A 24260-nucleotide genomic window follows, 5' to 3' on the forward strand; every position below is an offset into this window, starting at 1 on the left:
CGTCGTCGTCCGTTCCGCCCCGGCACCCCCCGTGTTGGGCGGCCGGTTGTCCACAGGCGTGGCCGGTGACTGGGTGACTGTCAGTGCCGGGCCGTATGGTCTGTGGTCATGGACAGCAGCATGGAGGGCACGGCAGGGGGCGGCACGGACGCGGGGGCGGATCCGCTGCCGGGGGGCGCGGTGGAGGGGGCTTCGGCGGGCACGGTGACCGCGGCGGGCACCGCGGGTGAGCGGGTGGCCGTGCCGCCGGCGTCGCTGTCGCCGTCGCGGGCCGGTGATTTTATGCAGTGCCCGCTGCTGTACCGGTTCCGGGTGATCGACCGGCTGCCGGAGCGGCCCAGCGAGGCGGCGACCAGGGGCACGCTGGTGCATGCGGTGCTGGAGCGGCTCTTCGACGCGCCGGCGGCCGAGCGGACCGCGCCGCGCGCCAAGGCGCTGATTCCCGGTCAGTGGGACCGGCTGCGGGAGAGCCGGCCCGAGGTGGTGGAGCTGTTCGCGGACGATCCGGAGGGTGAGCGGCTGGCCCGCTGGCTGGGTGAGGCGGAGCGGCTGGTCGAGCGTTGGTTCACGCTGGAGGACCCCGCGCGGCTGGAGCCGGCCGAGCGTGAGCTGTTCGTGGAGGCGGAGTTGGAGTCGGGGCTGCGGTTGCGGGGGATCATCGACCGGGTGGACGTGGCGCCGACCGGCGAGGTGCGGATCGTCGACTACAAGACCGGCAAGGCGCCGAGGCCGGAGTATGCCGAGGGCGCGCTGTTCCAGATGAAGTTCTACGCGCTGGTCGTGTGGCGGTTGAAGAACGTGGTTCCGCGTCGGCTGCAGCTGGTGTATCTGGGCAGTGGCGACGTACTGACGTACGACCCGGTGCCGGCCGATCTGGAGCGGGTCGAGCGCAAGCTGCTGGCGTTGTGGGAGGCGATCCGGCGGGCGACGGAGAGCGGGGAGTGGCGGCCGCGTCCGACGAAGCTGTGCGGCTGGTGCGACCACCAGGCGCACTGCCCGGAGTTCGGCGGTACTCCCCCGCCGTATCCCCTGCCGGTGAGGGCGGCGGACGGGTCTACGGCCGGGGGTCCGGGGGTCGCCCCCCGGGAGGCACAGTCGCTGCCGGTGAGGGCGGCCGAGTCCGCTGCCGTTCCGCAGGGCAGAATGGGGCCGGACTAGCCGAAGGAGACTTACGTGGCCATCCGCGTCCTACTGGTCGACGACCAGCCTCTGCTGCGTACCGGGTTCCGGATGATCCTGGAGGCGGAGCAGGACATCGCGGTCGTGGGCGAGGCCGGAGACGGTCTGCAGGCTCTCGACCAGGTGCGCGCCCTGCAGCCGGATGTGGTGCTGATGGACATTCGCATGCCGCGGATGGACGGGGTGGAGGCGACCCGGCAGATCACCGGTCCCGGCCGGGACGGCCCGGCGAAGGTGCTGGTGCTGACCACGTTCGATCTGGACGAGTACGTGGTGGAGGCGCTGCGGGCCGGGGCGAGCGGCTTTCTGCTCAAGGACGCGCCGGCCGACGAGCTGGTGCAGGCCATTCGGGTGGTGGCGGCCGGGGAGGCGATGCTCGCGCCGAGCATCACGCGTCGGCTGCTGGACAAGTACGCCACGCATCTGCCTTCGGGGGACGAGCCGGTGCCGGAGACGCTGCACACTCTGACCGATCGTGAGGTGGAGGTGCTGAAGCTGGTGGCGCGGGGGCTGTCGAACGCCGAGATCGCCGCTGATCTGTTCGTGAGCGAGACGACGGTGAAGACGCATGTGGGGCATGTGCTGACGAAGCTGGGGCTGCGGGACCGGGTGCAGGCCGCGGTGTACGCGTACGAAAGCGGGCTGGTGCGTCCCGGGGCGCAGTAGCGCGGCCGTGTGACTGCGAAGGGCGCCCCTCTCCCGGAGGAGAGGGGCGCCCTTCGGTGTGTGTGGCAGTCGGTCAGTCGTCCTTGCTGAGTTCCCAGAACCGGAAGACGGTCGAGGCGTCGAGGCAGTACTCCAGGCCGTAGACGCCGTCCCGGACGACCGCGTACTGCTTGGCCTGCCAGATGGGCAGGACGGGCAGTTCGTCGGCGACGATCTTCTGGAGGCGGGCGAATTCCTTGGTGGTGGCGGAGCGGTCGCTCTGGGCGGCCGTGCTGGGGATGAGGGAGGCGGTGATCGTGCTGTTGTTGTAGTGGTTGCTCAGCACGTTGCCCTTGCCGAAGAAGGGGGACGTGAAGTTGTCGGCGTCGGGGTAGTCGGGCACCCAGCCCTTGACGTACACGCCGTACTTGCCGGCCGCGATGTCCTTCTCGTACTGGCTGTAGGCGACGGACTTGACGTCGGCGTCGAACAGGCCGCTGGCGTTGAGCTGGGCGGCGATCGCCTTGAGTTCCTGGTCGGTGGCGGGGCCGTAGCGGGAGGGGGTGGACCAGAGGGTGAGCTTCACCTTGCCGTTGATGCCGTCGTCGTGGAGGGCGGCGGCGGCCTTGGTCCGGGACGGGCGGGCGCCGTAGGTGTCGAAGAACGCCGTGTTGTGGCCGGTGATGCCGGCCGGGATGATCGAGTACAGCGGGGTCGCGGTGTCCTGGTAGACGTTGCGGATCAGGGCGTCGCGGTCGAGCAGGTAGGCGATGGCCTTGCGGACGCCGAGCTTTCCGGCGACGGGGTCGTCCATGTTGAAGACGAGGTGCTGGACTTCGGCGCTGGTGCCGTCGATGACGTCGATGCCGCTCTTCGCGTCCTGCTTCTCGATGTCGGCGACGGCGCCGGCGGTCAGGCCGCGGTAGGCGATGTCGACGTCGCCTTTGACGAGGGCCTTCTCCAGGTCGGTCTGCTTGCCGTGGAAGAACTTGAGGGTCACGCCGGAGTTCTTGACCTCGGCGGTGCCCTTGTAGTGCGGGTTGACGGAGAAGACTGCCTGGTCGTTGTCGAAGGAGTCCAGCTGGTAGGGGCCGGAGCCGACGGCCTTGTGGTCCTTGCGCAGTGCGTCGCCGTCGTACTGGCTGTGGTCGACGATGGATCCGGCACCGGACGCGATCTTGCTGGGGAAGGTGGCGTCCGGGGCGTTCAGCCGGAACACCACCGTCTTGGCGTCGGGAGTCTCGACCTTGTCGAGCATCGGGAACATGATCGCGGGACCGGCCGCGTCGTTGATCTTCAGCATGCGGTCGAAGGAGAACTTGACGTCCTCGGAGGTGAGGGCGTCACCGTTGCTGAACTTCAGGCCGTCCTTGAGGGTGCACTTGTACACCTTGGCCTGGGTGTCCGTGAAGGAGCACTCCTTGGCCGCCTCCGGCTCGGGTTCCGTCTCGCCCTTGGGGAAGCTCAGCAACGACTGGAAGACGTTGTTGAACAGCAGCCAGGAGCCGGGGTCGTAGCCGGAGGCCGGGTCGGTGGCGAGGACGTCGTCGGACATCCCCATCACCACGGAGGAGCCGGTGTCACCGGAGTCGCCGGTCCCCGAGCCGCAGCCGGTCAACAGGCCGGAGGCCAGTCCCGCCACGATGGGCAGGACCGGCCAGTGAGTGCGCATGTTCACTGGAGGTGCCTTTGTCGTCGTCGAAACCCGGGGCCACGGTCACCGGCCCCGGGCAGGAGGAGGGAGCGTCAGCCGCTCACACCACGACCGAGCTCCCAGAGCTGGAGCGTGGAGGTGGAGTTGAGGGCGTAGGAGGTGCCTGTGATGTCGGTGCGTGCGGCGACGTACTGCTTGCCCTGCCACAGCGGCAGGATGGGGACCTCGTCGGCGACGATGTCCTGGATGCCCGTCAGGTTCTTGGCGGCGTTGAGCCGGTCGGCCTCACGGCGGGACTGAGGGATCAGCGTGTTGCGGATCTGGGGGTTGTCGTACGGCGAACGGAGGAAGTTGTTCTTGTCGAGGAACGGGGCGAGGAAGTTGTCGGCGTCCGGGAAGTCGGGGAACCATCCCATGCCGTAGACGTCGTACTTCCCCTTCTGCTCGGCGGGCCGGAAGGTGGCCCAGGGGGCGCCCTGGATGCTGACGTCGAACAGGCCGCTGGCGTTGAGCTGCTTCTGCAGGATCTGGAACTCCTGCTTGGTCGCGGCACCGTAGTGGTCGGTGGTGTAGTGCAGCGTCAGCTTCACCGGGGAGTTGATGCCGGCCCTGGCCAGCAGCGACTTGGCCTTGCTGACGCTCGGGTTGCCGTACTTGTTGAAGAACGAGTTGGAGTGGCCCGTCACATTGGCCGGGACCAGCGAGTACAGCGGTTCGGCCTGCGAACCGTACACCTTGGAGACGAGCTCGCCGCGGTCGATCAGCTGGGCCATCGCCTGACGGACCGCCATGGTCTTCACGGTGGGCGCGTCGGTGTTGAAGGCCAGGTAGCGGATCTCCAGACCGGGCATGTCGACGAGGTCGACGTTCTCGTCGGAGCCGGCGTCGAGCTTGTTGATCTGGGCCGGTGACATGGTGCGGGTCATGACGTCGATGTCACCCTTGTCGATCGCGGCGCCCATGGCGTCGGCGTCGGCGAAGGAACGCATCTGCACCTGGTCGTTGCTTACCTTCAGGCTCCCCTTGTAGTCGGGGTTCTTGGTGAAGGTGGCGGTGGTGATCTCGTCGTTCTTGGTGTCGGCCTGGAAGGTGTAGGGGCCGGAGCCGTCGATCGCGAAGCCGTCCCGCAGCTTGTCCTTCGGGTAGTCCTTGGGGTTCACGATGCCCGCGACCGGAGTGGACAGCTTGTACGGGAAGGTGGCGTCGGCGGTCTTGAGGTGGAAGATCACCTCGCGGTCGCCCTGCGTCTCGATGGTGTCGATGGTCGACAGCAGGGCGACCACACCGCTGTCGGAGTTGATGCGCAGGGCACGCTCGATCGAGTACTTCACGTCCTTGGCGGTGACGGCGTCGCCGTTGGCGAACTTCAGGCCGTCGCGGAGTTTGCAGGCGTAGCGCTCGTTGCCGCTGTCGGTGAAGCCGCAGCTCTCGGCCGCCTCCGGTACGGGGTCTCCCTCACCCTTGGGCTGGATCATGAGGGTCTGCACGGTCTGGCGCAGGATGTTCCAGGTGCCGACGTCGTAGGCGTAGGCCGGGTCGAGCGGGGCCGGGGCGTCCTTCGTGGCCGTGAACCGGTCGGTGGTGCCGACGACGATCGCGTCGTCGCTCTTGCTCCCGCTGTTTTCTCCGCCGCACGCGGCGAGGACCGGCGCGAGCAGGCCGGCTACGGCCGGCAGCACCAAGGTCTTGCGGTTCATGCTCGAGTTTCTCCAGAGCTGTTCGAGTCCGTGTACCCGGCATGCATGGGTGTTGCGGCGGGTCACGGGGTAAGTGCGATGTTCTCGCGTCGAGGTTAGTCCGCGCCCGCACGAGGGTTCACAGCCGACGGAGTTGAGTTCCCATCACGCAGTGAAACCGGGTGCGGACACACCGAAAACCCGACAGCGGCAGGATTAGTGCAGCGTTCCATGAATCGGGACACAAAGTCGCACAGTTTCCCACAGAACACGGGTGAGCGGCACAACTGAGCTCACCTGTCGACCCCTGGAGAGGTGTCGAACGTCACAGTTCCAACTCGGTTGTTCGATGGTGGAATTCGGCCGGTCGACCCGCTTCGAATTCCGCCCGGCGTACTCGGGTGTACCGAACCGGGATTTTGCCCAATGGGCTTTGCACGCTGGGTGAACGGCTAGCGCATTTCCGTCATCAGGCCCCGCAGAAATGCCAGGTCGACCTCTTCCAGGGAGGTCACGACGGTCCGCCGGACGGCCGGGGCGATGGGTGCGACGGACGGCACGGCGACCACGTGGCAACCGGCGGCCTCGGCCGCGGCGACGCCGGTCGCGGTGTCCTCGACGACCGCGCATCTCGTCGGATCCACGGCCAGTCCGGCGGCGGCGAGCAGGTACGGGTCCGGGTGCGGCTTGGTGCGCGACACCTCGTCGCCGGCGATGGACAGGGTGAAGTGCTGGGGTCCGAGCGAGGTCAGTACGCGGTCGATGATGCGGCGGTGCGATGCGGAGACCAGGGCGGTCGGGATCCGCTGCTGGTGCAGCTCGGACAGCAGTCTGGCGGCCCCGGGCATCATGGGCAGTGCGCGCCCGATACGGTCCTCGAAGCCGTCGTTGAGCAGCACGCTGAGCTCGGCGAGGGTGATGTCGGCGCCGGTGGCCTCGATGAGGAAGCCCGCGCTGCGGGCCATGGGCCCGCCGACCACGACCTGGCGCCAGGACTCGTCGAGGGTGTGGCCGAGACGGGCGAAGACCTCCACTTCCACGTCCCACCAGAAGCCCTCGGTGTCCACCAGGGTGCCGTCCATGTCGAGCAGCACCGCCTGGAGGGCGGAGCCTTCCGCCGTACGGGTTCCGAGCGCGGGTACCGTGCTGGTCATCGGGGCGCACCTCCTGGAGGGACGATCAGGCCGGTTCCCGTGCGGGAACCGGCCTGCGGTGGATCGACCAGTGTACGACTCCGGAGGGTGGATCGCCTGTTTTACCGGCCGAGGCCGGCGCTCGCCCCTGGTCAGCGGGCGTTGAAGTACTTGGCCTCGGGGTGGTGGATCACGATCGCGTCCGTGGACTGTTCGGGGTGCAGCTGGAACTCCTCGGACAGGTGGACGCCGATCCGCTCCGGCTGGAGCAGCTCGGCGATCTTGGCGCGGTCCTCCAGGTCGGGGCAGGCGCCGTAGCCGAGGGAGAAACGGGCGCCGCGGTACTTCAGGGCGAACATCTCCTCCATGTCGCTGGGGTCCTCCCCGGCGAAGCCCAGTTCGGAGCGGACGCGGGCGTGCCAGTACTCGGCGAGGGCCTCGGCCAACTGGACGGACAGGCCGTGCAGTTCGAGGTAGTCGCGGTAGGAGTTGGACTCGAACAGCCTGGCCGTCTCCTCGCCGATCCGGGAGCCGACGGTGACGACCTGCAGGCCGACGACGTCAATCTCCCCCGACTCCTCCGGGCGGAAGAAGTCCGCGAGGCACAGGCGCCGGCCGCGCCTCTGGCGGGGGAAGGTGAAGCGGGTGCGCTCGTTGCCCTCGTCGTCGAGGATGATGAGGTCGTCGTCCTTGGACACGCACGGGAAGTAGCCGTAGACCACGGCCGCTTCCAACAGGTTCTCCGTCTGGAGGCGGTCCAGCAGGCCGCGCAGCCGCGGCCGTCCCTCGGTCTCGACGAGTTCGTCGTAGGTGGGTCCGTCGCCGGTGCGGGCCTGCTTCAGTCCCCACTGCCCCTTGAACAGCGCGCCCTCGTCCAGCCAGCTCGCGTACTCCTTGAGCTGGATGCCCTTGACGATCCGGCTGCCCCGGAACGGCGGGGTGGGCACGGGGTTGTCGGTGGCGACGTCGGAGCGTACGTGGCCTTCCTCGGGCCGCTCCTCGATCTCGACGGTGGCCGCCCGGACCCGGCGCTGCCTGAGTTCCGGCAGCTTCGCGCCGGGCACGCCGCGCTTGACGCCGATGAGCGCGTCCATCAGGTTGAGGCCCTCGAACGCGTCGCGTGCGTAGCGGACTTCGCCCTCGTAGATCTCGTGCAGGTCCTGCTCGACGTAGGCGCGGGTGAGGGCGGCGCCGCCGAGGATGACGGGGAAGCGGACGGCGAGGCCGCGCTGGTTGAGCTCCTCCAGGTTCTCCTTCATGATCACCGTGGACTTCACCAGCAGACCGGACATGCCGATGACGTCGGCCCTGTGCTCCTCGGCCGCCTCCAGGATCGCCGAGACCGGCTGCTTGATGCCCAGGTTGACGACGTTGTAGCCGTTGTTGGACAGGATGATGTCCACCAGGTTCTTGCCGATGTCGTGCACGTCCCCGCGCACCGTGGCCAGCACGATGGTGCCCTTGCCCTCGGCGTCGGACTTCTCCATGTGCGGCTCGAGGTGGGCCACGGCCGCCTTCATCACCTCGGCGGACTGCAGCACGAACGGCAGCTGCATCTGGCCGGAGCCGAACAGCTCACCGACCACCTTCATGCCGTCCAGCAGGGTGTCGTTGACGATGTCCAGAGCGGGGCGCTCGGTCAGCGCGAGGTCCAGGTCGGCCTCCAGGCCGTTGCGCTCACCGTCGATGATGCGCCGCTTGAGGCGTTCCTCCAGCGGGAGCGCGGCCAGTTCCTCGGCCTTGCCCGCCTTCAGTGACTTGGCCGTGGCGCCCTCGAACAGCTGCATGAGCTTCTGCAGGGGGTCGTAGCCGTCGCTGCGGCGGTCGTGGATGAGGTCGAGGGCCGTCTGGACCTCTTCCTCGGTGAACCGGGCGATCGGCAGGATCTTCGAGGCGTGCACGATCGCCGAGTCCAGGCCCGCCTTGACGCACTCGTCGAGGAAGACGGAGTTCAGCAGGATGCGGGCGGCCGGGTTCAGGCCGAAGGAGATGTTCGACAGACCGAGGGTGGTCTGCACGGCGGGGTGACGCCGTTTCAGCTCGCGGATCGCCTCGATGGTGGCGACGCCGTCCTTGCGGGACTCCTCCTGACCGGTACAGATGGTGAAGGTCAGGGTGTCGATGAGGATGTCCTCCTCACGGATGCCCCAGTTCCCGGTCAGGTCGGCGATCAGCCGCTCGGCGATCTCGACCTTCTTCTCCGGGGTGCGGGCCTGGCCCTCCTCGTCGATGGTCAGCGCGATCAGCGCGGCGCCGTGCTCCCGCGCGAGCCGGGTGACCCTGGCGAACCGGGATTCGGGACCGGCGCCGTCCTCGTAGTTGACGGAGTTGATGACCGCGCGTCCGCCGAGCTTCTCCAGGCCCGCCTCGATGACGTCGACCTCGGTGGAGTCCAGCACGATCGGCAGCGTCGAGGCGGTGGCGAAACGGCCGGCCAGTTCCTCCATGTCGGCGACGCCGTCGCGGCCGACGTAGTCCACGCACAGGTCGAGCATGTGCGCGCCCTCGCGGATCTGCTCCCGGGCCATCTCCACGCAGTCGTCCCAGCGGCCCTCCAGCATGGCCTCGCGGAACTTCTTGGAGCCGTTGGCGTTGGTGCGCTCACCGATCGCCAGGTAGGAGGTGTCCTGCCGGAACGGAACCGACTGGTAGAGCGAGGCCGCGCCCGGCTCGGGCTGCGGCCGGCGCTCGGTCGGGGTGACGTCCCGGACCCGCTCGACCACCTGGCGCAGGTGCTCGGGGGTGGTGCCGCAGCAGCCGCCGACCAGGGACAGGCCGTACTCGCGGACGAAGGTGTCGTGGGCGTCCGCGAGTTCCGGGGCAGTCAGCGGGTAGTGGGCGCCGTCCTTGGTCAGGACGGGCAGGCCGGCGTTCGGCATGCAGGACAGCGGGGTGCGGGAGTGGCGGGCCAGGTAGCGCAGGTGCTCGCTCATCTCGGCGGGGCCGGTGGCGCAGTTCAGGCCGATCATGTCGATGCCGAGCGGTTCCAGGGCCGTGAGGGCCGCGCCGATCTCCGAGCCGAGCAGCATGGTGCCGGTCGTCTCCACGGTCACCGACACGATCAGCGGCACCTCGTAGCCGGCCGTGCGCATGGCGCGGCGGGCGGCGACGACGGAGGCCTTGGTCTGCAGCAGGTCCTGCGTGGTCTCCACCAGCAGGGCGTCGGCGCCGCCGGCGAGCAGGCCCTCGGCGTTCTGCTGGTAGGCGTCCCGGATGGCGCCGAAGGTGGTGTGGCCGAGGGTGGGCAGCTTGGTGCCCGGGCCCATGGAGCCGAGCACCCAGCGGTGGTGGCCGGTCCGGGCGGTGTACTCGTCGGCGGTCTCGCGTGCGATGCGGGCGCCGGCCTCCGAGAGCTCGGTGATGCGTTCGGGGATGTCGTACTCGCCCAGGGCGGTGAGGTTCGCGCCGAAGGTGTTGGTCTCCACGCAGTCGACGCCCGCCGCGAAGTACTCCTCGTGGACCGAGCGGACGATGTCCGGGCGGGTGATGTTGAGGATCTCGTTGCAGCCCTCGAGGTTCTGGAAGTCGTCGAGGGTCGGCTCCTGTGCCTGGAGCATCGTGCCCATCGCTCCGTCGGCGACCACCACACGGGTGGCGAGGGCCTCTCGGAGGGCGGACACACGGGTCCTGGGGTCGGCGGAAGGGGTCGGCGGCAACGAGGCCATGAAGGGGCTCCCTGAGGTGCGACGGCTGTCGGCTATGCGGTTTCCCGGGCGGGCCCGGGGAGGAGGCACGGCGCCAGCGTAACCGGGAGTCCGCTTTCATGGGCAGGGCGTCCACGACGCGGACGAGTGTGGCCGGTGGGCCACCTGTGGACCACGAGTGACGTAACAAGTACCGACCGACCATTAGCGGGAGGTCGTCATGGACCGGTAGTGTTCGGCATTGCCGAACGGCGTCGGCAGCGGTGTGCGCGGCGACGGACGAAGCGGACGGAGGCAGTACGGCGATGGCACGGAACATCCAGTCGCTCGAAAGGGCGGCCGCGATGCTGCGGCTGCTGGCGGGTGGCGAGCGACGGCTCGGCCTGTCGGACATCGCCTCGTCCCTGGGCCTCGCCAAGGGCACCGCCCACGGCATCCTGCGCACTCTGCAGCAGGAGGGCTTCGTGGAGCAGGACGACGCCTCCGGGCGCTACCAGCTGGGCGCGGAGCTGCTGCGCCTGGGCACCACGTACCTGGACGTGCACGAGCTGCGGGCCCGGGCGCTGGTGTGGACCGACGACCTGGCCCGTTCCAGCGGGGAGAGCGTGTATCTGGGTGTGCTGCACCAGCAGGGGGTCCTGATCGTGCACCACGTCTTCCGGCCCGACGACAGCCGGCAGGTCCTGGAGATCGGGGCCATGCAGCCGCTGCACTCCACGGCGCTGGGCAAGGTGCTCTGCGCGTACGACCCGGTCGCGCACAGCGAGGCGCTGGAGGCCGACCGGAAGCCGTTCACCGACCGCACGGTGTGCGACTGGACGGACTTCGAGCACATCCTCGACATGTCACGCGCGCGGGGGTACGCGGCCGACGTGGAGGAGACCTGGGAGGGTGTGGCCTCGGTGGCCGCGCCGATCCACGACCGGCGGCGGATGCCGGTGGGCGCGGTGGGGATCACCGGCGCCGTGGAGCGGTTGTGCAGGGACGGGGAGCTGCGTCCCGAACTGATCGCGGCAGTACGGGACTGCGCCCGCGCGGTGTCGCGGGATCTGGGCGCCGGGCGGTTCTGAGCGAGTCCGGGCACGCGGGAATTCGGAAGGAAGACCGGGACGCAGGGCGGCGTTCCGGCTCTCGCCATACCCTGAAAGGGACATACCGCACATAGCAGCGCTTCGAGCGCTCGATCCTTGATCAGTAAGAGCGATCAATAACGATCGCATATTCGATAACAGAACTCTTGACGCGTGCCTCGGGCCGGGGCAAGACTCCCGTCCATCGGTCGGCATTGTCGAACACCTACCGGCAATACGCGTTAGAGTGTGGCAACGCCAAGGGCCGGCATCGCTCTCACCCCCGAGGGCGCTGAACCCCCGGAGGGACCCGGGGTTCGGCTTCCCTGGACGAAGGACAAAGGAGTCGCGGGTGTCCAGCTCCGACATCTTCATCGGCGAGACCATCGGTACCGCCATACTCATCCTCCTCGGCGGCGGCGTCTGTGCCGCCGTGACCCTGAAGGCCTCCAAGGCCCGTAACGCCGGTTGGCTCGCCATCACCTTCGGGTGGGGTTTCGCCGTTCTGACGGCCGTCTACACCTCGGCGCCGCTCTCCGGCGCCCACCTGAACCCGGCCGTGACCCTCGCACTCGCGATCAAGGACAAGGACTTCAGCAACCTCCCCGTCTACTGGGGCGGCCAGCTGCTCGGCGCCATGATCGGCGCGACCCTTGTCTGGGTGGCCTACTACGGCCAGTTCCACGCGCACCTCACCGACAAGGAGATCGTCGGCGGTCCCGGTGCGCAGGCCACGGCGGCCAAGGCCGTCGAGGCGCAGGAGAAGGGCGCCGGCCCGGTCCTGGGCATCTTCTCCACCGGTCCGGAGATCCGGAACGCGGTGCAGAACCTCGCCACGGAGATCATCGGCACCATCGTGCTGGTGCTCGCCGTCCTCACGCAGGGCCTGAACGACAAGGGCAACGGTCTGGGCACCCTGGGAGCGCTGATCACCGCACTGGTGGTCGTCTCCATCGGTCTCTCGCTCGGCGGCCCCACGGGCTACGCGATCAACCCGGCCCGTGACCTCGGTCCGCGCATCGTGCACGCCCTTCTGCCCCTGCCCAACAAGGGCGGCTCCGACTGGAGCTACGCCTGGATCCCGGTGGTCGGTCCGCTGATCGGCGGCGCGATAGCCGCAGGCATCTACAACGTCGCTTTCGCCTAGGAAGCACCGGGCCGTCGACGGGCGGCCCGGGCCACGGCCTACGGGCACGCGCCGTACGTAACGCCCCTCAACCACGGATTCCCCAGGAGCACACAGTGACCGACGCCCACACTGCCGGCCCGTTCATCGCCGCCATCGACCAGGGCACGACCTCCTCGCGCTGCATCGTCTTCGACCGGGACGGCCGGATCGTCTCCGTCGACCAGAAGGAGCACGAGCAGATCTTCCCGAAGCCGGGCTGGGTCGAGCACAACGCCAACGAGATCTGGACCAACGTCCAGGAGGTCGTCGCCGGAGCCGTACAGAAGGCCGGCATCACCCGCGACGACATCAAGGCCATCGGCATCACCAACCAGCGCGAGACCACCGTGCTGTGGGACAAGAACACCGGTGAGCCCGTCCACAACGCCATCGTCTGGCAGGACACCCGCACGGACGCGCTCTGCAACGAGCTCGGCCGCAACGTCGGCCAGGACCGCTTCCGCCGCGAGACCGGCCTCCCGCTGGCCTCGTACTTCTCCGGTCCGAAGGCCCGCTGGCTGCTCGACAACGTCGAGGGGCTCAAGGAGCGCGCCGAGGCGGGCGACATCCTCTTCGGCACGATGGACAGCTGGGTCATCTGGAACCTGACCGGCGGGGTCAACGGCGGCCGGCACGTCACCGACGTCACCAACGCCTCCCGCACCCTTCTCATGAACCTGCACACCATGCAGTGGGACGAGAAGATCGCCTCGTCCATCGGCGTCCCGCTGGCGATGCTGCCGGAGATCCGCTCGTCCGCCGAGGTGTACGGCGAGGTCACCGGCGGCAAGCTGGGAGATCTGCTCGGCGGCATCCCGGTCGCCTCCGCGCTCGGCGACCAGCAGGCGGCCCTGTTCGGCCAGTGCTGTTTCTCCGAGGGCGAGACCAAGTCCACCTACGGCACCGGCACCTTCATGGTGATGAACACCGGTGACAAGATCATCAACTCCTACGCCGGTCTGCTGACCACCGTCGGCTACAAGATCGGCGACCAGCCGACGGTGTACGCCCTGGAGGGCTCGATCGCCGTCACCGGCTCGCTGGTGCAGTGGATGCGCGACCAGATGGGCCTGATCTCCACGGCCGCCGAGATCGAGACGCTCGCGCTCTCGGTCGAGGACAACGGCGGCGCCTACTTCGTACCGGCCTTCTCCGGACTGTTCGCCCCGCACTGGCGCTCCGACGCCCGCGGTGTGATCGCCGGCCTGACCCGGTACGTGACCAAGGCACACCTCGCGCGCGCCGTCCTGGAGGCCACCGCCTGGCAGACGCGGGAGATCGCCGACGCCATGGTCAAGGACTCCGGCGACGAGCTGGTGACGCTCAAGGTCGACGGTGGCATGACCGCCAACAACCTGCTGATGCAGACGCTCTCCGACGTCCTTGACGCGCCCGTGGTGCGCCCGATGGTCGCCGAGACCACCTGCCTCGGCGCCGCGTACGCCGCCGGCCTCGCCGTCGGCTTCTGGTCCAGCACCGACGAGCTGCGCGCCAACTGGCGCCGGGCCGCCGAGTGGACCCCCCGCATGGACGCGGAAACCCGCGAACGTGAGTACAAGAGCTGGCTCAAGGCCGTCGAGCGGACCATGGGCTGGATCGAGCACGAGAGCTGAACTGACCAGAACAGCTCAGCACAGCTCTGATGAGGAGTAATCACCCGAAATGACCAGTCAGTCCACCCTGCAGTCCATACCTGCCCTGGGGACGCGCCCGGCGTCCGGCTCTCTCCCGAGCCGAGCCGAGACCAGGGAGCAGCTCTCCAAGGCGTCGTACGACCTTCTCGTGATCGGCGGCGGCATCCTGGGCATCTCCACCGCCTGGCACGCCGCGCAGTCGGGGCTCAGGGTGGCCCTGGTCGACGCCGGCGACTTCGCCGGCGCCACCTCCTCCGCCTCCTCCAAGCTGCTCCACGGCGGTCTGCGCTACCTGCAGACCGGTGCGGTGAAGCTGGTGGCGGAGAACCACTTCGAGCGCCGTGCGGTCTCCCGCCAGGTGGCCCCCCACCTGGCTAACCCGCTCACCTTCTACCTCCCCGTGTACAAGGGCGGGCCGCACGGCGCGGCGAAGCTCGGCGCGGGCGTTTTCGCCTACTCCGCGCTCTCCGCCTTCGGTGACGGCGTCGGCCACCTGCTGAGCCCGTCGAAGGCCGCGCAGGACGTGCCGGAGCTGCGTACCGAGAACCTCAAGGCCGTCGCCGTGTACGGCGACGACCAGATGAACGACGCCCGCATGGCGCTGATGACGGTCCGCGCGGCCGTCGACGCGGGCGCGGTCGTCCTCAACCACGCCGAAGTCACCGGCCTGCGCTTCACCAAGGGCCGGGTGACGGGCGCCGACCTGCGCGACCGCACCTCCGGTGACGAGTTCGGCGTGAACGCGCGTCTGGTCCTGAACGCGACCGGCCCGTGGGTGGACCACCTGCGCAGGATGGAGGACCCGAACGCGGCGCCGTCCATCCGGCTGTCGAAGGGCGCGCACCTCGTGCTGAAGCGCACCTCCCCGTGGAAGGCCGCGCTCGCCACCCCGATCGACAAGTACCGCATCACCTTCGCCCTCCCCTGGGAGGACATGCTGCTGCTCGGCACCACCGACGAGGAGTACGAGGGCGACCCGGCGGACGTGGCGGTCAACGACAAGGACATCGCGCAGATCCTGGACGAGGCTGCGTTCTCCGTCCGGGACCAGCAGCTCAGCCGCGACCTGATCACCTACGCCTTCGCCGGGCTGCGGGTGCTGCCGGGCGGCCCCGGTGACACCGCCAAGGCCAAGCGCGAGACCGTCGTCACCGAGGGCAGGGGCGGCATGCTGTCCGTCGCGGGCGGCAAGTGGACCACCTTCCGCCACATCGGCCGTACGGTCATGCAGAAGCTGGAGTCGCTCCCCGGTCACCCGCTGGGCGACGACTTCGAGCCCATCTCCTCCCTGCCGAAGAAGCTGCCGCTGCCCGGTGTCGCCAACCCGCGGGCGGTCGCGCACCGCCTCCTGGTGGACCGCCCGGCACCCGGTCCGCGCATGGCGGCGGACACCGCCAGGCACCTGGCCACGCACTACGGCTCACTGGCCTTCGACATCGCCCGGCTGGCCAACGACGACCCGGAGCTCGCCGAGCGCGTCCACCCGGACGCACCGGAGATCTGGGCGCAGGTCGTCTACGCCCGCGACCACGAGTGGGCCGAGACGCCGGACGACGTGCTGCGCCGCCGTACGACGCTGACGATCCGCGGTCTGGCCACGGACGAGGTCCGCGCGAAGGTCCAGGATCTGCTGGACAAGAAGTAGCCCCCCGGCCGGCCCACTTCCCTGACCGGAGCCGGCGTCAAGGGACGGCCCCTTCCGCACCGGGGCCGGGAAAGCGGAAGGGGCGGCTCCATGGCGATGGAGCCGCCCCTTCCGTATGAAGCGCGACGGTCGGGATTCCCCTGATGTGCCCCCATAATGTGCTGACACATCGGAGGTCTGAGCGACAGGGAGGCTCGCCATGGCGGTCACCGACGAGGCGATCGAGAAGATCAAGGGGATGATCGTCTCCGGCGCCCTGCGGCCCGGCGACCGGCTGCCCAAGGAGAGTGAGCTCGCGGCCGAGCTGGGATTGTCACGCAACTCCCTGCGGGAGGCCGTGCGGGCGCTGTCGCTGATCCGGATCCTGGACGTGCGGCAGGGCGACGGCACGTACGTCACCAGCCTGGATCCCCAACTGCTGCTGGAAGCGCTCAGCTTCGTCGTGGACTTCCACCGCGACGACACGGTCCTGGAGTTCCTCGCGGTGCGCCGGATCCTGGAGCCGGCCGCCACGGCGATGGCCGCCTCCCGGATCAGTGAGCAGCAACTGGACGCGCTGTCCGCACAGTTGGACGCACTGGGCGCAGAGCCGTCGGTGGAGGAACTCGTCGCCTGCGACCTGGACTTCCATCGGAGCATCGTCCGCGGCTCGGGCAACTCGGTGCTGTGTTCGCTGCTCGACGGGCTGTCGGGGCCGACCACCCGGGCCCGGATCTGGCGCGGTCTGACCCAGAAGGACGCGGTCAGCCGCACCCTGCGCGAGCACCGGGCGATCCTGGGCGCCCTGCGCGACCGGGACGCGGAGGCGGCCCGCTCCTGGGCGACCGTGCACATCGCGAGCGTGGAGCAGTGGCTCCGCAGCACCCTGTGAGGCCGCCGTACGGCACCGGCCGGTGCCGGTGAGTCTCGGCTCGGCAAAGGGTGTTCCGGGGTGTTGATCGGGGCAGTGATCCGTTCACCACCCCGTGCACGGGGCTGCGGGCGCCCCCGTCGGACGCCGTAAGGTTGGGACGTACGTGAGGGCACGTCGGAAGGAGGCGCTGGGTGATCGAGCTCGAGGGGGTTCCCGAGCTGATCGACCCGGTCATGGTGGCCGCGTTCGAGGGCTGGAACGATGCCGGCGACGCCGCCTCCACCGCGGTCGCGCATCTGGAGCGGGAATGGAAGGGCGAGGTGTTCGCGGCGCTGGACGCCGAGGACTACTACGACTTCCAGGTGAACCGTCCCACGGTGTTCATGGACGGCGGAGTGCGCAAGATCACCTGGCCGACCACGAGGTTGTCGGTGGTACGGGTCGGCGGCGAGAAGCCGCGCGACCTGGTGCTGGTCCGCGGCATCGAACCGTCCATGCGCTGGCGCTCGTTCTGCAACGAGCTGCTGGGGTTCGCGCACGAGCTGGGCGTGGAGCTGGTGGTGGTCCTGGGCGCCCTGCTCGGTGACACCCCGCACACGCGTCCGGTCCCGGTCAGCGGGGTCACGTCCGACGCGGACCTGGCCCAGCGGATGGACCTGGAGGAGACCAAGTACGAGGGGCCGACGGGCATCGTCGGCGTCCTGCAGGAGGCCTGCACGCACGCCGGTGTCCCGGCGGTGTCGCTGTGGGCGGCGGTCCCGCACTACGTGTCGCAGCCGCCGAACCCGAAGGCGACGCTGGCCCTGCTCAACCGTCTGGAGGACCTGCTCGACCTGCGTATCCCGCTGGGCGAGCTGCCGGAGGACGCGCGGGCCTGGCAGGTGGGCGTGGACCAGCTGGCCGCCGAGGACAGCGAGGTCGCCGAGTACGTGCAGACGCTGGAGGAGGCCCGGGACACCGCGGAGCTGCCGGAGGCGTCCGGCGAGGCGATCGCCCGCGAGTTCGAGCGCTATCTGCGGCGCCGGGACGTCGGCCCGCCCGGGGGGCATGCGACGGCGGACGGCGGGGAGGGGCCGCCCTCCTCGTACCTGAGGGACAATCCGAGCGGCCGTACCCGGCCGCCGAAGCCGCCCAAGCCGGGCACCGAGGACGACGACTCCTCGGAGGAGTGACGCGCCGGGGGATGCGAAGGGGCGGTACGCACGGCGCGTACCGCCCCTTCGACGTCCGGTGGGCGCTACAGGGCGACGCCGAGCAGTGCGTCCACGGCCCGGGTCACCACGCCGGGCGCGCCGGTGTCGGTGCCGCCCCGCTCCTGCTGGAGCGCGGCCCAGCGGTCGACGGCGGCCAGGGCGGCCGGGGAGTCGAGGTCGTTCGCGAGGGCCTCGCGGATCTCCTCGACGAGCGCCTCGGCGGGCGGTCCGTCGGGCCGGGACACGGCGGCACGCCACCGTGCGAGCCGCGCCTCGGCGTCCGTGAGCACCTGGTCGGTCCACTCCCAGTCGGTCCGGTAATGGTGGGCGAGGAGGGTGAGCCGGATGGCGGCGGGGTCCACGCCGTCGCGGCGCAGCTGGGAGACGAAGACCAGGTTGCCCTTCGACTTGGACATCTTCTCGCCGTCCAGGGCGACCATGCCGGCATGCACGTACGCCTTGGCCATGGGGAACTCGCCGGTGAGCGCCTGGGCGTGCGAGGCGCCCATCTCGTGGTGCGGGAACGCCAGGTCGGAGCCGCCGCCCTGGATGTCGAAGCCCATGCCGAGGTGGTCCAGGGCGATGGCGACGCACTCGATGTGCCAGCCGGGCCGGCCGCGGCCCAGTGAGCCGCCGTCCCAGCTGGGCTCGCCGTCACGGGCGGCCATCCACAGCATCGGGTCGAGCGGGTTCTTCTTGCCGGGCCGTTCGGGGTCGCCGCCCCGCTCGGCGGACAGCAGCCGCATGGCCGCGGCGTCCAGGTTCGAGACCTTGCCGAAGTGCGGGTCGGCCTCGACGGAGAAGTAGGTGTCGCCCTCGAGCTCGTAGGCCGCGCCCAGGTCGCGCAGCCGCTCCACGAGCGGGACGATGCCGGGTATCGCCTCGACGGCGCCTATGTAGTGCCGTGGCGGGAGCATCCTGAGAGCGGTCATGTCCTCGCGGAACAGGGCCGTCTCCTTCTCGGCGAGGGCGGCCCAGTCGACGCCGTCCCGCTCCGCCCGCTCCAGCAGCGGGTCGTCGACGTCGGTGACGTTCTGGACGTAGTGAACCTGCCGCTTGGTGTCGAGCCACACGCGCTGCACCAGGTCGAACGCGTTGTAGGTCGCCGCGTGCCCCATGTGGGTGGCGTCGTACGGGGTGATGCCGCAGACGTAGAGACGGGCGACGGGACCGGGATCAAGGGTGACGGGACCACCGGTCGCGGTGTCGTGGATCCTCAGGTCGCGACCCTTGCCGGGCAGGGCGGGGACCTCGGAAGCGGGCCAGGCATGCATGTACATGAGCCTAACCGCCCGCGAGTCGCGCGTACGAACCGGACCGGGCCGCTCGGCCGGAAAGGCGATCTTGTGTTCTGGGGCGGGGTGTGCTGTTACACCGGCGGCCAGGGTATCGCCGGCCACTCGCCGCTCGGCTCGGGATGTCTCCCGGATTCCAGCAGGGCCTCGACACGCGCGCGTGTGGCCTCGACCTCGGCGGTGGTGAGCAGGCGTGCCAGCCGCAGGGCGAGTTCACCGTCGTCCGACAGGGCGTCCTTGAGTCCCTGGAGGACGCCGACGGCCTCCGGGGTGAGGGGGTCCCCGGCCCAGCCCCACAGTAGGGTGCGCAGCTTGTTCTCCACGTGGAAGGTGACCCCGTGGTCGATGCCGTAGAGCGGTCCGCCGGCGGTGGGCAGCAGGTGGCCGCCCTTGCGGTCGGCGTTGTTGATCACCGCGTCCAGTACCGCGAGGCGGCGCAGCCGCTCGTCGTCGGCGTGCACGAGCAGCGCGGTCCTCCCCTCGCCGACCTCGGCGAACCCGATGGCCTTCCAGCCCGGTTCCGGTTCCTCGGCGTCCACCAGGGCGAGCAGTTCGGCCTCCGGGGCCGCCTCGATCCACAGCTGGACCATGCCCTCGCCGTACGGTCCCTCGCGCAGCACGGTGGGCGGCACCAGGCCCCAGCCGGTCGCCTCGGAGACCTCGTACGCGGCCACCTCGCGCTCGGCGAGGGTGCCGTCGGGGAAGTCCCACAGCGGGCGTTCCCCGGCGACCGGCTTGTACACGCAGGTGGCTTCCTGGCCGTCGTGGGCCACCGTGCAGTACAGCGCCGCGTTGGAGGCGTCGCGGATGCGTCCGCGCACGGTCAGCTCGCCCTCGGCGAGGAGGGCGGCGCCGGTCATGCTCCGCGGCGGTATCCGTTCTGGCGCGGACATACGTGTCCTTCCGGGTCGAGCGGGAGGCTGCACAGCGGGCACGGCGGCCGCCCGGCGTTCACGACGTCGAGTGCGCGCTTGGCGAAGGCCCTGGCCTGCGCGCCGGTGAGCCGGACCCGCAGCATCGGGGGGCCGTTCTCCTCGTCCTGGAGCAGCCGCTCCTCCGCCTCCGCGAGGTCCTCCTCGGAGTCGGCGTCCAGCTCGACCAGGGCCTGGGCCTCGACGATCATCCGCTGCTCCTCGCCGTCCCAGGCCAGCGCCATGGTGCCGACGCGGAACTCCTCCTCGATGGGAGTCTCCAGCGGGGCGGTGTCGGCGACCTCGGAGGGGGTCACCGCGGGGACCGGGGCCTGGCCGCCGCTGCGGCGTACGACCTCGTCGAGGAGCTCTTCCATGCGCTCTGCGAGCGCGGCGACCTGGGTCTTCTCCAGGACCACGCTGGTCACCCGGGGGCCGGCGGAAGCCTGGAGGAAGAACGTACGGCGCCCGGGCAGCCCGACCGTGCCGGCCACGAAGCGGTCCGGTGGGTCGTAGAGGAACACCTGACGGGACACGTCCTGTCTCCATTGGATCGATAGTGTGACGGGAGGGGGGTGTGTGTGGACGCTTCACCCTACTGCGCCCGACGATCACGGTGCGCCCGCACCGCCCCCCACTGGTGCGTCATCCCCGGTGGGTTCCTCGCGGGGCGCAAGGGAGGCGAAATCCCCGGTGTCGCCGAGACGAACGAGAAACGGCCTGAGGCGGGTGTAGCGGATCGCCGTGATGGAACACGGTTCCACGGAGATCCGCTGGAAGAGGTCGAGATGCAGTCCGAGCGCGTCGGCGACGAGGGACTTGATGATGTCACCGTGCGAGCACATGAGGTACGCGGCGTCGGCGCCGTGGTCGCGCTCCACGCGCGCGTTCCACTCCCGCACGGCCTCGGCCGCGCGGGTCTGCATGGCGCGCATGGACTCGCCGCCGGGGAACGCGGCGGCCGAGGGGTGGGCCTGCACCACCTGCATCAGCGGCTCGTCCGCGAGCTCTGCGAGCTTGCGGCCGGACCAGTCGCCGTAGTGGCATTCCCCGATCCGTTCGTCGGTGTGCACGGGCAGGTCCGGCCGGGCGTCGAGCAGCGGACGGATGGTTTCCTGGCAGCGCTGCAGAGGGCTGGTGACGACCTCGGAGAGGGGCAGCCCGTCGAGTCGCCCGGGCAGCGCGGCGGCCTGTGCGGCCCCGCGTTCGTCCAGGGCGACGCCGGGCGTCCAGCCGGCGAGCAGTCCGGCGGTGTTGGCGGTGGAACGTCCGTGCCTTACGAGGATCAGCGTGGGCATGCGGACCAGCGTAGGCGCACATCGCTGTGCGGCGGAGTGCTGGCAACAGGAGGTTGGGTTTCTTGATCGTCGACTGTGCCGTCTACCGGGACGGGCACCGCAGTGAAGGCCTGGACGACCTGTCCGACGCGCTGGCCGCGGCGCGGGCGGTGGGCGGGTTCGTGTGGATCGGGCTGCACGAGCCGTCGGAGAAGGAGTTCGAACGCGTCACCGAGGAGTTCGGGCTGCATCCGCTGGCCGTCGAGGACGCCCTCAACGCGCACCAGCGGCCCAAACTGGAGGTGTACGACGACTCGCTGTTCGTGGTGCTCAAGCCGGTCGTGTACGAGCCCGAGAGCGACGCCGTCTCCACCGGCGAGGTGATGATCTTCGTCGGTGACGGGTTCGCGGTGACCGTCCGGCACGGTGAGGGTTCTCCGCTGGCGGCAGTGCGGCGGCGTCTGGAGGAGGAGCCGGAGCTGCTGGAGAAGGGCCCGACCTCCGTGCTGTACGCGATCGCCGACGCCACCGTCGACCACTACCTGGAGGTGGCGACCGAGCTGCAGACCGACCTGGAGGAACTGGAGGCGGAGGTGTTCTCGCCGGAGGTGGGCGGTTCGCGCAACACCGCCTCCCGGATCTACACGTTCAAGCGGCAGGTCCTGGAGTTCCGCCGGGCGACGGGCCCGCTGGCGCTGCCGCTGACGCGGCTGGCCGGCACCGGGCCGACGGGCGGCGGCGGGGTGGCCTTCGTGGACGACAAGGCCCGGCCCTTCTTCCGGGACGTCTCCGACCACCTCACGCGCGTGAACGAGTCCGTGGAGGGCCTGGACCGGCTGGTGTCGGACATCCTGTCGGCCCATCTGGCGCAGACCGGCGTCCGGCAGAACGACGACATGCGGAAGATCTCCGCGTGGGCGGCGATGGCCGCGATCCCCACGATGATCGCGGGCATCTACGGCATGAACTTCGAGCACATGCCGGAACTGCACTGGGTGTGGTCGTATCCGACGGTGATCGTGGCGATGGCCGCTCTGGAGGTGCTGCTGTACCGGCTGTTCAAGCGGCGCGGATGGCTGTGAGCGGGCGGCTCAGGCGAACTCCGGGGCGGTGGTCGCGGGGCCGCCGAGCGGATCACGGCGGTCGGGCGTGCGCAGCGACACCATGCGCCGCCAGCCCGCGGCGCGCTCGTAGGCGTACGCGGCGTGGATGCCGGCCGCGAGCGCCGCGCGCCTGGCGTTCGACCAGCCGAGGATGCGCCCCATGCGGGCCATGACGGCCAGACTCACGTCCCGGTGGACGCGGATCTCGGCGAGCGCGCACTCGCGCAGGGTGCGCCGGATCAGCCTGCCGTAACCGGAGGCCGCGAAGCGCAGCAGTTCCTCGTGGGTGTAGGCGAGGTGGTTGGCCTCGTCGTCGCAGATCATGCGGAAGGCCTTGCCGACCCGGGGGTGGTCGGCGAAGTGCCTGCGGAGCAGGGCCATCTGGTCGGCGGCCCGCTGTTCGGTGACCCGGCTGTGCGCCAGGTAGACGATGAGGTCCCGCACGCTCAGCGGCTCGTCCCCGCGGAGCTTGTCGTGGGCGAGGCCGATACCGCGCCGCTCGAGGAGCATCGTGTAGTCGGTCGCGGGGGGGACGGGGACCGGTTCCAGACCGCGGTTGCGCAGGAGGGCGTTGAAGATCCGCCCGTGCTTGTCCTCGTCGGCACCGTGGCGGGTGATCTTGGGGACGAGCGCCTGTTCGCCCTCCGGTACCAGCGCGGCGATCCGCCCGTTCTCCCAGCCGCCCTGCGCCTCGCCGCTCGCCGCGATGGAGCAGAAGAGCCGGAAGGACTCGTCGTTGTCGAGGATCTCCTGGAACACACTCTTCGCCGACAGCATGGGTGGGCCGCCTTTCCGCAGGAATCCGCAGAGAACGAGTCAAATGCGGCATCGCGGGTGCTGCAACACCTGTGCGGGCCGAGTGGGCCGGAAGAAGGAGCACCGGGGTCGCGGCGGGGGCGTAACCGCGCGGACCCGGGCGCGTTGTTCCCCGTGACGGCCGTGGCGGGGAAGACCCCCGAGCCCCCACCACGGCCGTGAAGAACCCCTGCGCTGCGGCATGGTCCGCCGGACAGGCCCTACGCCAGGCCCGCACGCTCCAGTGCCTCGGTGCCGGCGCGGAGGGAGGCGAGGCGCTCGTCGAGGGTGAAGCCGGCCGGGGCGAGGCTGAGGGTGGTGACGCCGGCCGCGGCGTAGGCCTTCATCCGGTCGGCGATGCGGTCCACGGAACCCAGCAGCGTGGTCTTGTCGATGAGGTCGTGCGGGATCGCGGCCGCGGCGCTCTGCTTGTCCCCGGAGAGGTACTTCTCCTGGATCTCGGCGGCCTCCTTCTCGTACCCCATGCGCCGGGCGAGCTGGTTGTAGAAGTTCTGCTTGGCGCTGCCCATGCCGCCCACGTACAGGGCGGTGTAGGGGCGGAAGACGTCGGCGAGCCGGGACACGTCCTTGTCGTCGCCGACGGCCAGCGGCAGGGTCGGGCAGACGTCGAAGCCGTCCATGGTCTTCCCGGCCTTCTCACGCCCGGCCCGCAGGTACTTGGTCGTGGTGTCCTCGAGGTGCTCGGCGGAGGGGAAGATCAGCAGTGCTCCGTCGGCGATCTCACCGGTCTGCTCGAGGTTCTTCGGCCCGATGGCGGCGATGTACAGCGGGATGTGCTCGCGCTGCGGGTGCACGGTCAGCTTGATCGGCTTGCCGGGGCCGCCGGGCAGCGGCAGCGTCCAGTGCTCGCCCTCGTACGTCAGCCGCTCCCGGGTCATCGCCTTCCGTACGATCTCCACGTACTCGCGGGTACGCGCCAGCGGCTTGTCGAACTTGACGCCGTACCAGCCCTCGGAGACCTGCGGCCCGGAGACACCGAGACCGAGCCGGAAGCGGCCGCCGGAGAGCGAGTCGAGCGTCGCCGCGGTCATCGCGGTCATCGCGGGCTGCCGGGCCGGGATCTGGAAGATGGCGGAGCCGACGTCGATGCGCTCGGTCTGCGCGGCGACCCAGCTGAGCACGGTGGCCGCGTCGGAGCCGTACGCCTCGGCGGCCCAGCAGACGGCGTAGCCGAGCCGGTCGGCCTCCTGCGCCACCGCCAGATTGTCCGCGTCCATTCCCGCGCCCCAGTAGCCGAGGTTGATCCCGAGCTGCATGGCCGATCCCCTTACCCGTCGGTAACGTCTCTGTGGGGGCGACCCTAGCGCGGGCGGCCGGACGATGGTGCCGGACGGGGGGTGCGCAGGCCCCGGCCAGGGCGGGAA

The 24260-nt window shown here is 69.9% G+C and carries 19 protein-coding genes; 9 read left to right on the top strand and 10 right to left on the bottom strand.

Annotation, left to right across the window (positions count from 1 at the left end; translation table 11 throughout):
- The first annotated feature begins 108 nt into the window (after positions 1 to 108).
- Both ACWC21_RS08090 and ACWC21_RS08095 read left to right on the top strand, forming a co-directional pair.
- On the top strand, positions 109 to 1158 hold the full coding sequence (locus tag ACWC21_RS08090) for a RecB family exonuclease (RefSeq protein WP_450879280.1): 1050 nt from the start codon (positions 109 to 111) through the stop codon (positions 1156 to 1158).
- A 15-nt stretch (positions 1159 to 1173) separates the two neighbouring features.
- Positions 1174 to 1845, top strand: coding sequence for a response regulator (locus ACWC21_RS08095; protein ID WP_450879282.1), 672 nt, complete (start codon positions 1174 to 1176; stop codon positions 1843 to 1845).
- 73 nt (positions 1846 to 1918) lie between these two features.
- On the opposite strand, the gene ACWC21_RS08100 is transcribed toward ACWC21_RS08095, so the two are convergent.
- From ACWC21_RS08100 to metH, 4 genes are all read right to left on the bottom strand, one after another.
- Positions 1919 to 3502 carry an ABC transporter substrate-binding protein gene (locus ACWC21_RS08100; protein ID WP_450879284.1) on the bottom strand — a complete coding sequence of 528 codons (1584 nt, stop codon included), beginning with the start codon at positions 3500 to 3502 and terminating at the stop codon, positions 1919 to 1921.
- A gap of 68 nt (positions 3503 to 3570) precedes the next feature.
- Complete coding sequence (locus ACWC21_RS08105; protein ID WP_450879286.1) at positions 3571 to 5175, bottom strand: ABC transporter substrate-binding protein; 1605 nt, start codon at positions 5173 to 5175, stop codon at positions 3571 to 3573.
- Between the two features lie 431 nt (positions 5176 to 5606).
- Positions 5607 to 6308 carry an HAD family hydrolase gene (locus ACWC21_RS08110; protein ID WP_450879288.1) on the bottom strand — a complete coding sequence of 234 codons (702 nt, stop codon included), beginning with the start codon at positions 6306 to 6308 and terminating at the stop codon, positions 5607 to 5609.
- A 131-nt stretch (positions 6309 to 6439) separates the two neighbouring features.
- On the bottom strand, positions 6440 to 9952 hold the full coding sequence (metH, locus tag ACWC21_RS08115) for a methionine synthase (protein ID WP_450879290.1): 3513 nt from the start codon (positions 9950 to 9952) through the stop codon (positions 6440 to 6442).
- 284 nt (positions 9953 to 10236) lie between these two features.
- On the opposite strand from metH, the gene ACWC21_RS08120 reads away from it, so the two are divergent.
- The 6 genes from ACWC21_RS08120 to ACWC21_RS08145 all read left to right on the top strand — a co-directional run bounded on the left by ACWC21_RS08120 (position 10237) and on the right by ACWC21_RS08145 (position 17473).
- Entirely contained in the window at positions 10237 to 11001 is a 765-nt protein-coding gene (locus ACWC21_RS08120) for an IclR family transcriptional regulator (protein WP_450879292.1), read from the top strand.
- Positions 11002 to 11353: 352 nt separating this feature from the next.
- Positions 11354 to 12148, top strand: coding sequence for an MIP/aquaporin family protein (locus ACWC21_RS08125; protein ID WP_450879294.1), 795 nt, complete (start codon positions 11354 to 11356; stop codon positions 12146 to 12148).
- 95 nt (positions 12149 to 12243) lie between these two features.
- Positions 12244 to 13782, top strand: coding sequence for a glycerol kinase GlpK (gene glpK, locus ACWC21_RS08130; RefSeq protein ID WP_450879296.1), 1539 nt, complete (start codon positions 12244 to 12246; stop codon positions 13780 to 13782).
- A gap of 49 nt (positions 13783 to 13831) precedes the next feature.
- Entirely contained in the window at positions 13832 to 15448 is a 1617-nt protein-coding gene (locus ACWC21_RS08135; RefSeq protein ID WP_450879298.1) for an FAD-dependent oxidoreductase, read from the top strand.
- A 199-nt stretch (positions 15449 to 15647) separates the two neighbouring features.
- Positions 15648 to 16319 (top strand): FadR/GntR family transcriptional regulator, encoded by a 672-nt coding sequence (locus tag ACWC21_RS08140; RefSeq protein ID WP_450879300.1) that lies wholly within the window; start codon positions 15648 to 15650, stop codon positions 16317 to 16319.
- 173 nt (positions 16320 to 16492) lie between these two features.
- Positions 16493 to 17473, top strand: a complete 981-nt coding sequence (locus ACWC21_RS08145; protein ID WP_450879302.1) for a PAC2 family protein — start codon at positions 16493 to 16495, stop codon at positions 17471 to 17473.
- Between the two features lie 65 nt (positions 17474 to 17538).
- Here the strand turns inward: ACWC21_RS08145 and mshC are convergent, their stop codons facing one another.
- The 4 genes from mshC to ACWC21_RS08165 form a co-directional block, all read right to left on the bottom strand.
- Complete coding sequence (gene mshC / locus ACWC21_RS08150) at positions 17539 to 18768, bottom strand: cysteine--1-D-myo-inosityl 2-amino-2-deoxy-alpha-D-glucopyranoside ligase (RefSeq protein ID WP_450879304.1); 1230 nt, start codon at positions 18766 to 18768, stop codon at positions 17539 to 17541.
- A gap of 95 nt (positions 18769 to 18863) precedes the next feature.
- Entirely contained in the window at positions 18864 to 19682 is an 819-nt protein-coding gene (locus tag ACWC21_RS08155; RefSeq protein WP_450879306.1) for an SCO1664 family protein, read from the bottom strand.
- Positions 19646 to 20236: a DUF3090 domain-containing protein gene (locus ACWC21_RS08160; RefSeq protein WP_389147767.1), complete on the bottom strand. Its 591-nt coding sequence runs from the start codon at positions 20234 to 20236 to the stop codon at positions 19646 to 19648. Before ACWC21_RS08160 ends, ACWC21_RS08155 begins: the two co-directional genes overlap by 37 nt.
- Positions 20237 to 20311: 75 nt before the next feature.
- Entirely contained in the window at positions 20312 to 20998 is a 687-nt protein-coding gene (locus ACWC21_RS08165) for a histidine phosphatase family protein (RefSeq protein ID WP_450879309.1), read from the bottom strand.
- Between the two features lie 62 nt (positions 20999 to 21060).
- Here ACWC21_RS08165 and corA point away from each other — a divergent pair, with 62 nt between their 5' ends.
- Positions 21061 to 22059, top strand: a complete 999-nt coding sequence (gene corA, locus ACWC21_RS08170) for a magnesium/cobalt transporter CorA (protein ID WP_450879311.1) — start codon at positions 21061 to 21063, stop codon at positions 22057 to 22059.
- 9 nt (positions 22060 to 22068) lie between these two features.
- Here the strand turns inward: corA and ACWC21_RS08175 are convergent, their stop codons facing one another.
- Positions 22069 to 22857, bottom strand: a complete 789-nt coding sequence (locus ACWC21_RS08175; RefSeq protein WP_450879315.1) for a ferritin-like domain-containing protein — start codon at positions 22855 to 22857, stop codon at positions 22069 to 22071.
- A 239-nt stretch (positions 22858 to 23096) separates the two neighbouring features.
- The gene (locus ACWC21_RS08180) at positions 23097 to 24152 is read right to left on the bottom strand and encodes an LLM class F420-dependent oxidoreductase (protein WP_450879317.1); all 1056 of its coding nucleotides are present in this window, start codon (positions 24150 to 24152) and stop codon (positions 23097 to 23099) included.
- Between the last annotated feature and the right edge of the window lie 108 nt (positions 24153 to 24260).

Source organism: Streptomyces sp. NPDC001348, from assembly GCF_053597535.1.

Coding starts and splice junctions, on each gene's coding strand:
- ACWC21_RS08090 (WP_450879280.1), top strand. CDS start 109: ATGGACAGCAGCATGGAGGGCACGGCAGGGGGCGGCACGGACGCGGGG.
- ACWC21_RS08105 (WP_450879286.1), bottom strand. CDS start 5,175: ATGAACCGCAAGACCTTGGTGCTGCCGGCCGTAGCCGGCCTGCTCGCG.
- ACWC21_RS08110 (WP_450879288.1), bottom strand. CDS start 6,308: ATGACCAGCACGGTACCCGCGCTCGGAACCCGTACGGCGGAAGGCTCC.
- metH (WP_450879290.1), bottom strand. CDS start 9,952: ATGGCCTCGTTGCCGCCGACCCCTTCCGCCGACCCCAGGACCCGTGTG.
- ACWC21_RS08120 (WP_450879292.1), top strand. CDS start 10,237: ATGGCACGGAACATCCAGTCGCTCGAAAGGGCGGCCGCGATGCTGCGG.
- ACWC21_RS08135 (WP_450879298.1), top strand. CDS start 13,832: ATGACCAGTCAGTCCACCCTGCAGTCCATACCTGCCCTGGGGACGCGC.
- ACWC21_RS08140 (WP_450879300.1), top strand. CDS start 15,648: ATGGCGGTCACCGACGAGGCGATCGAGAAGATCAAGGGGATGATCGTC.
- mshC (WP_450879304.1), bottom strand. CDS start 18,768: ATGCATGCCTGGCCCGCTTCCGAGGTCCCCGCCCTGCCCGGCAAGGGT.
- ACWC21_RS08155 (WP_450879306.1), bottom strand. CDS start 19,682: ATGTCCGCGCCAGAACGGATACCGCCGCGGAGCATGACCGGCGCCGCC.
- ACWC21_RS08165 (WP_450879309.1), bottom strand. CDS start 20,998: ATGCCCACGCTGATCCTCGTAAGGCACGGACGTTCCACCGCCAACACC.
- ACWC21_RS08175 (WP_450879315.1), bottom strand. CDS start 22,857: ATGCTGTCGGCGAAGAGTGTGTTCCAGGAGATCCTCGACAACGACGAG.
- ACWC21_RS08180 (WP_450879317.1), bottom strand. CDS start 24,152: ATGCAGCTCGGGATCAACCTCGGCTACTGGGGCGCGGGAATGGACGCG.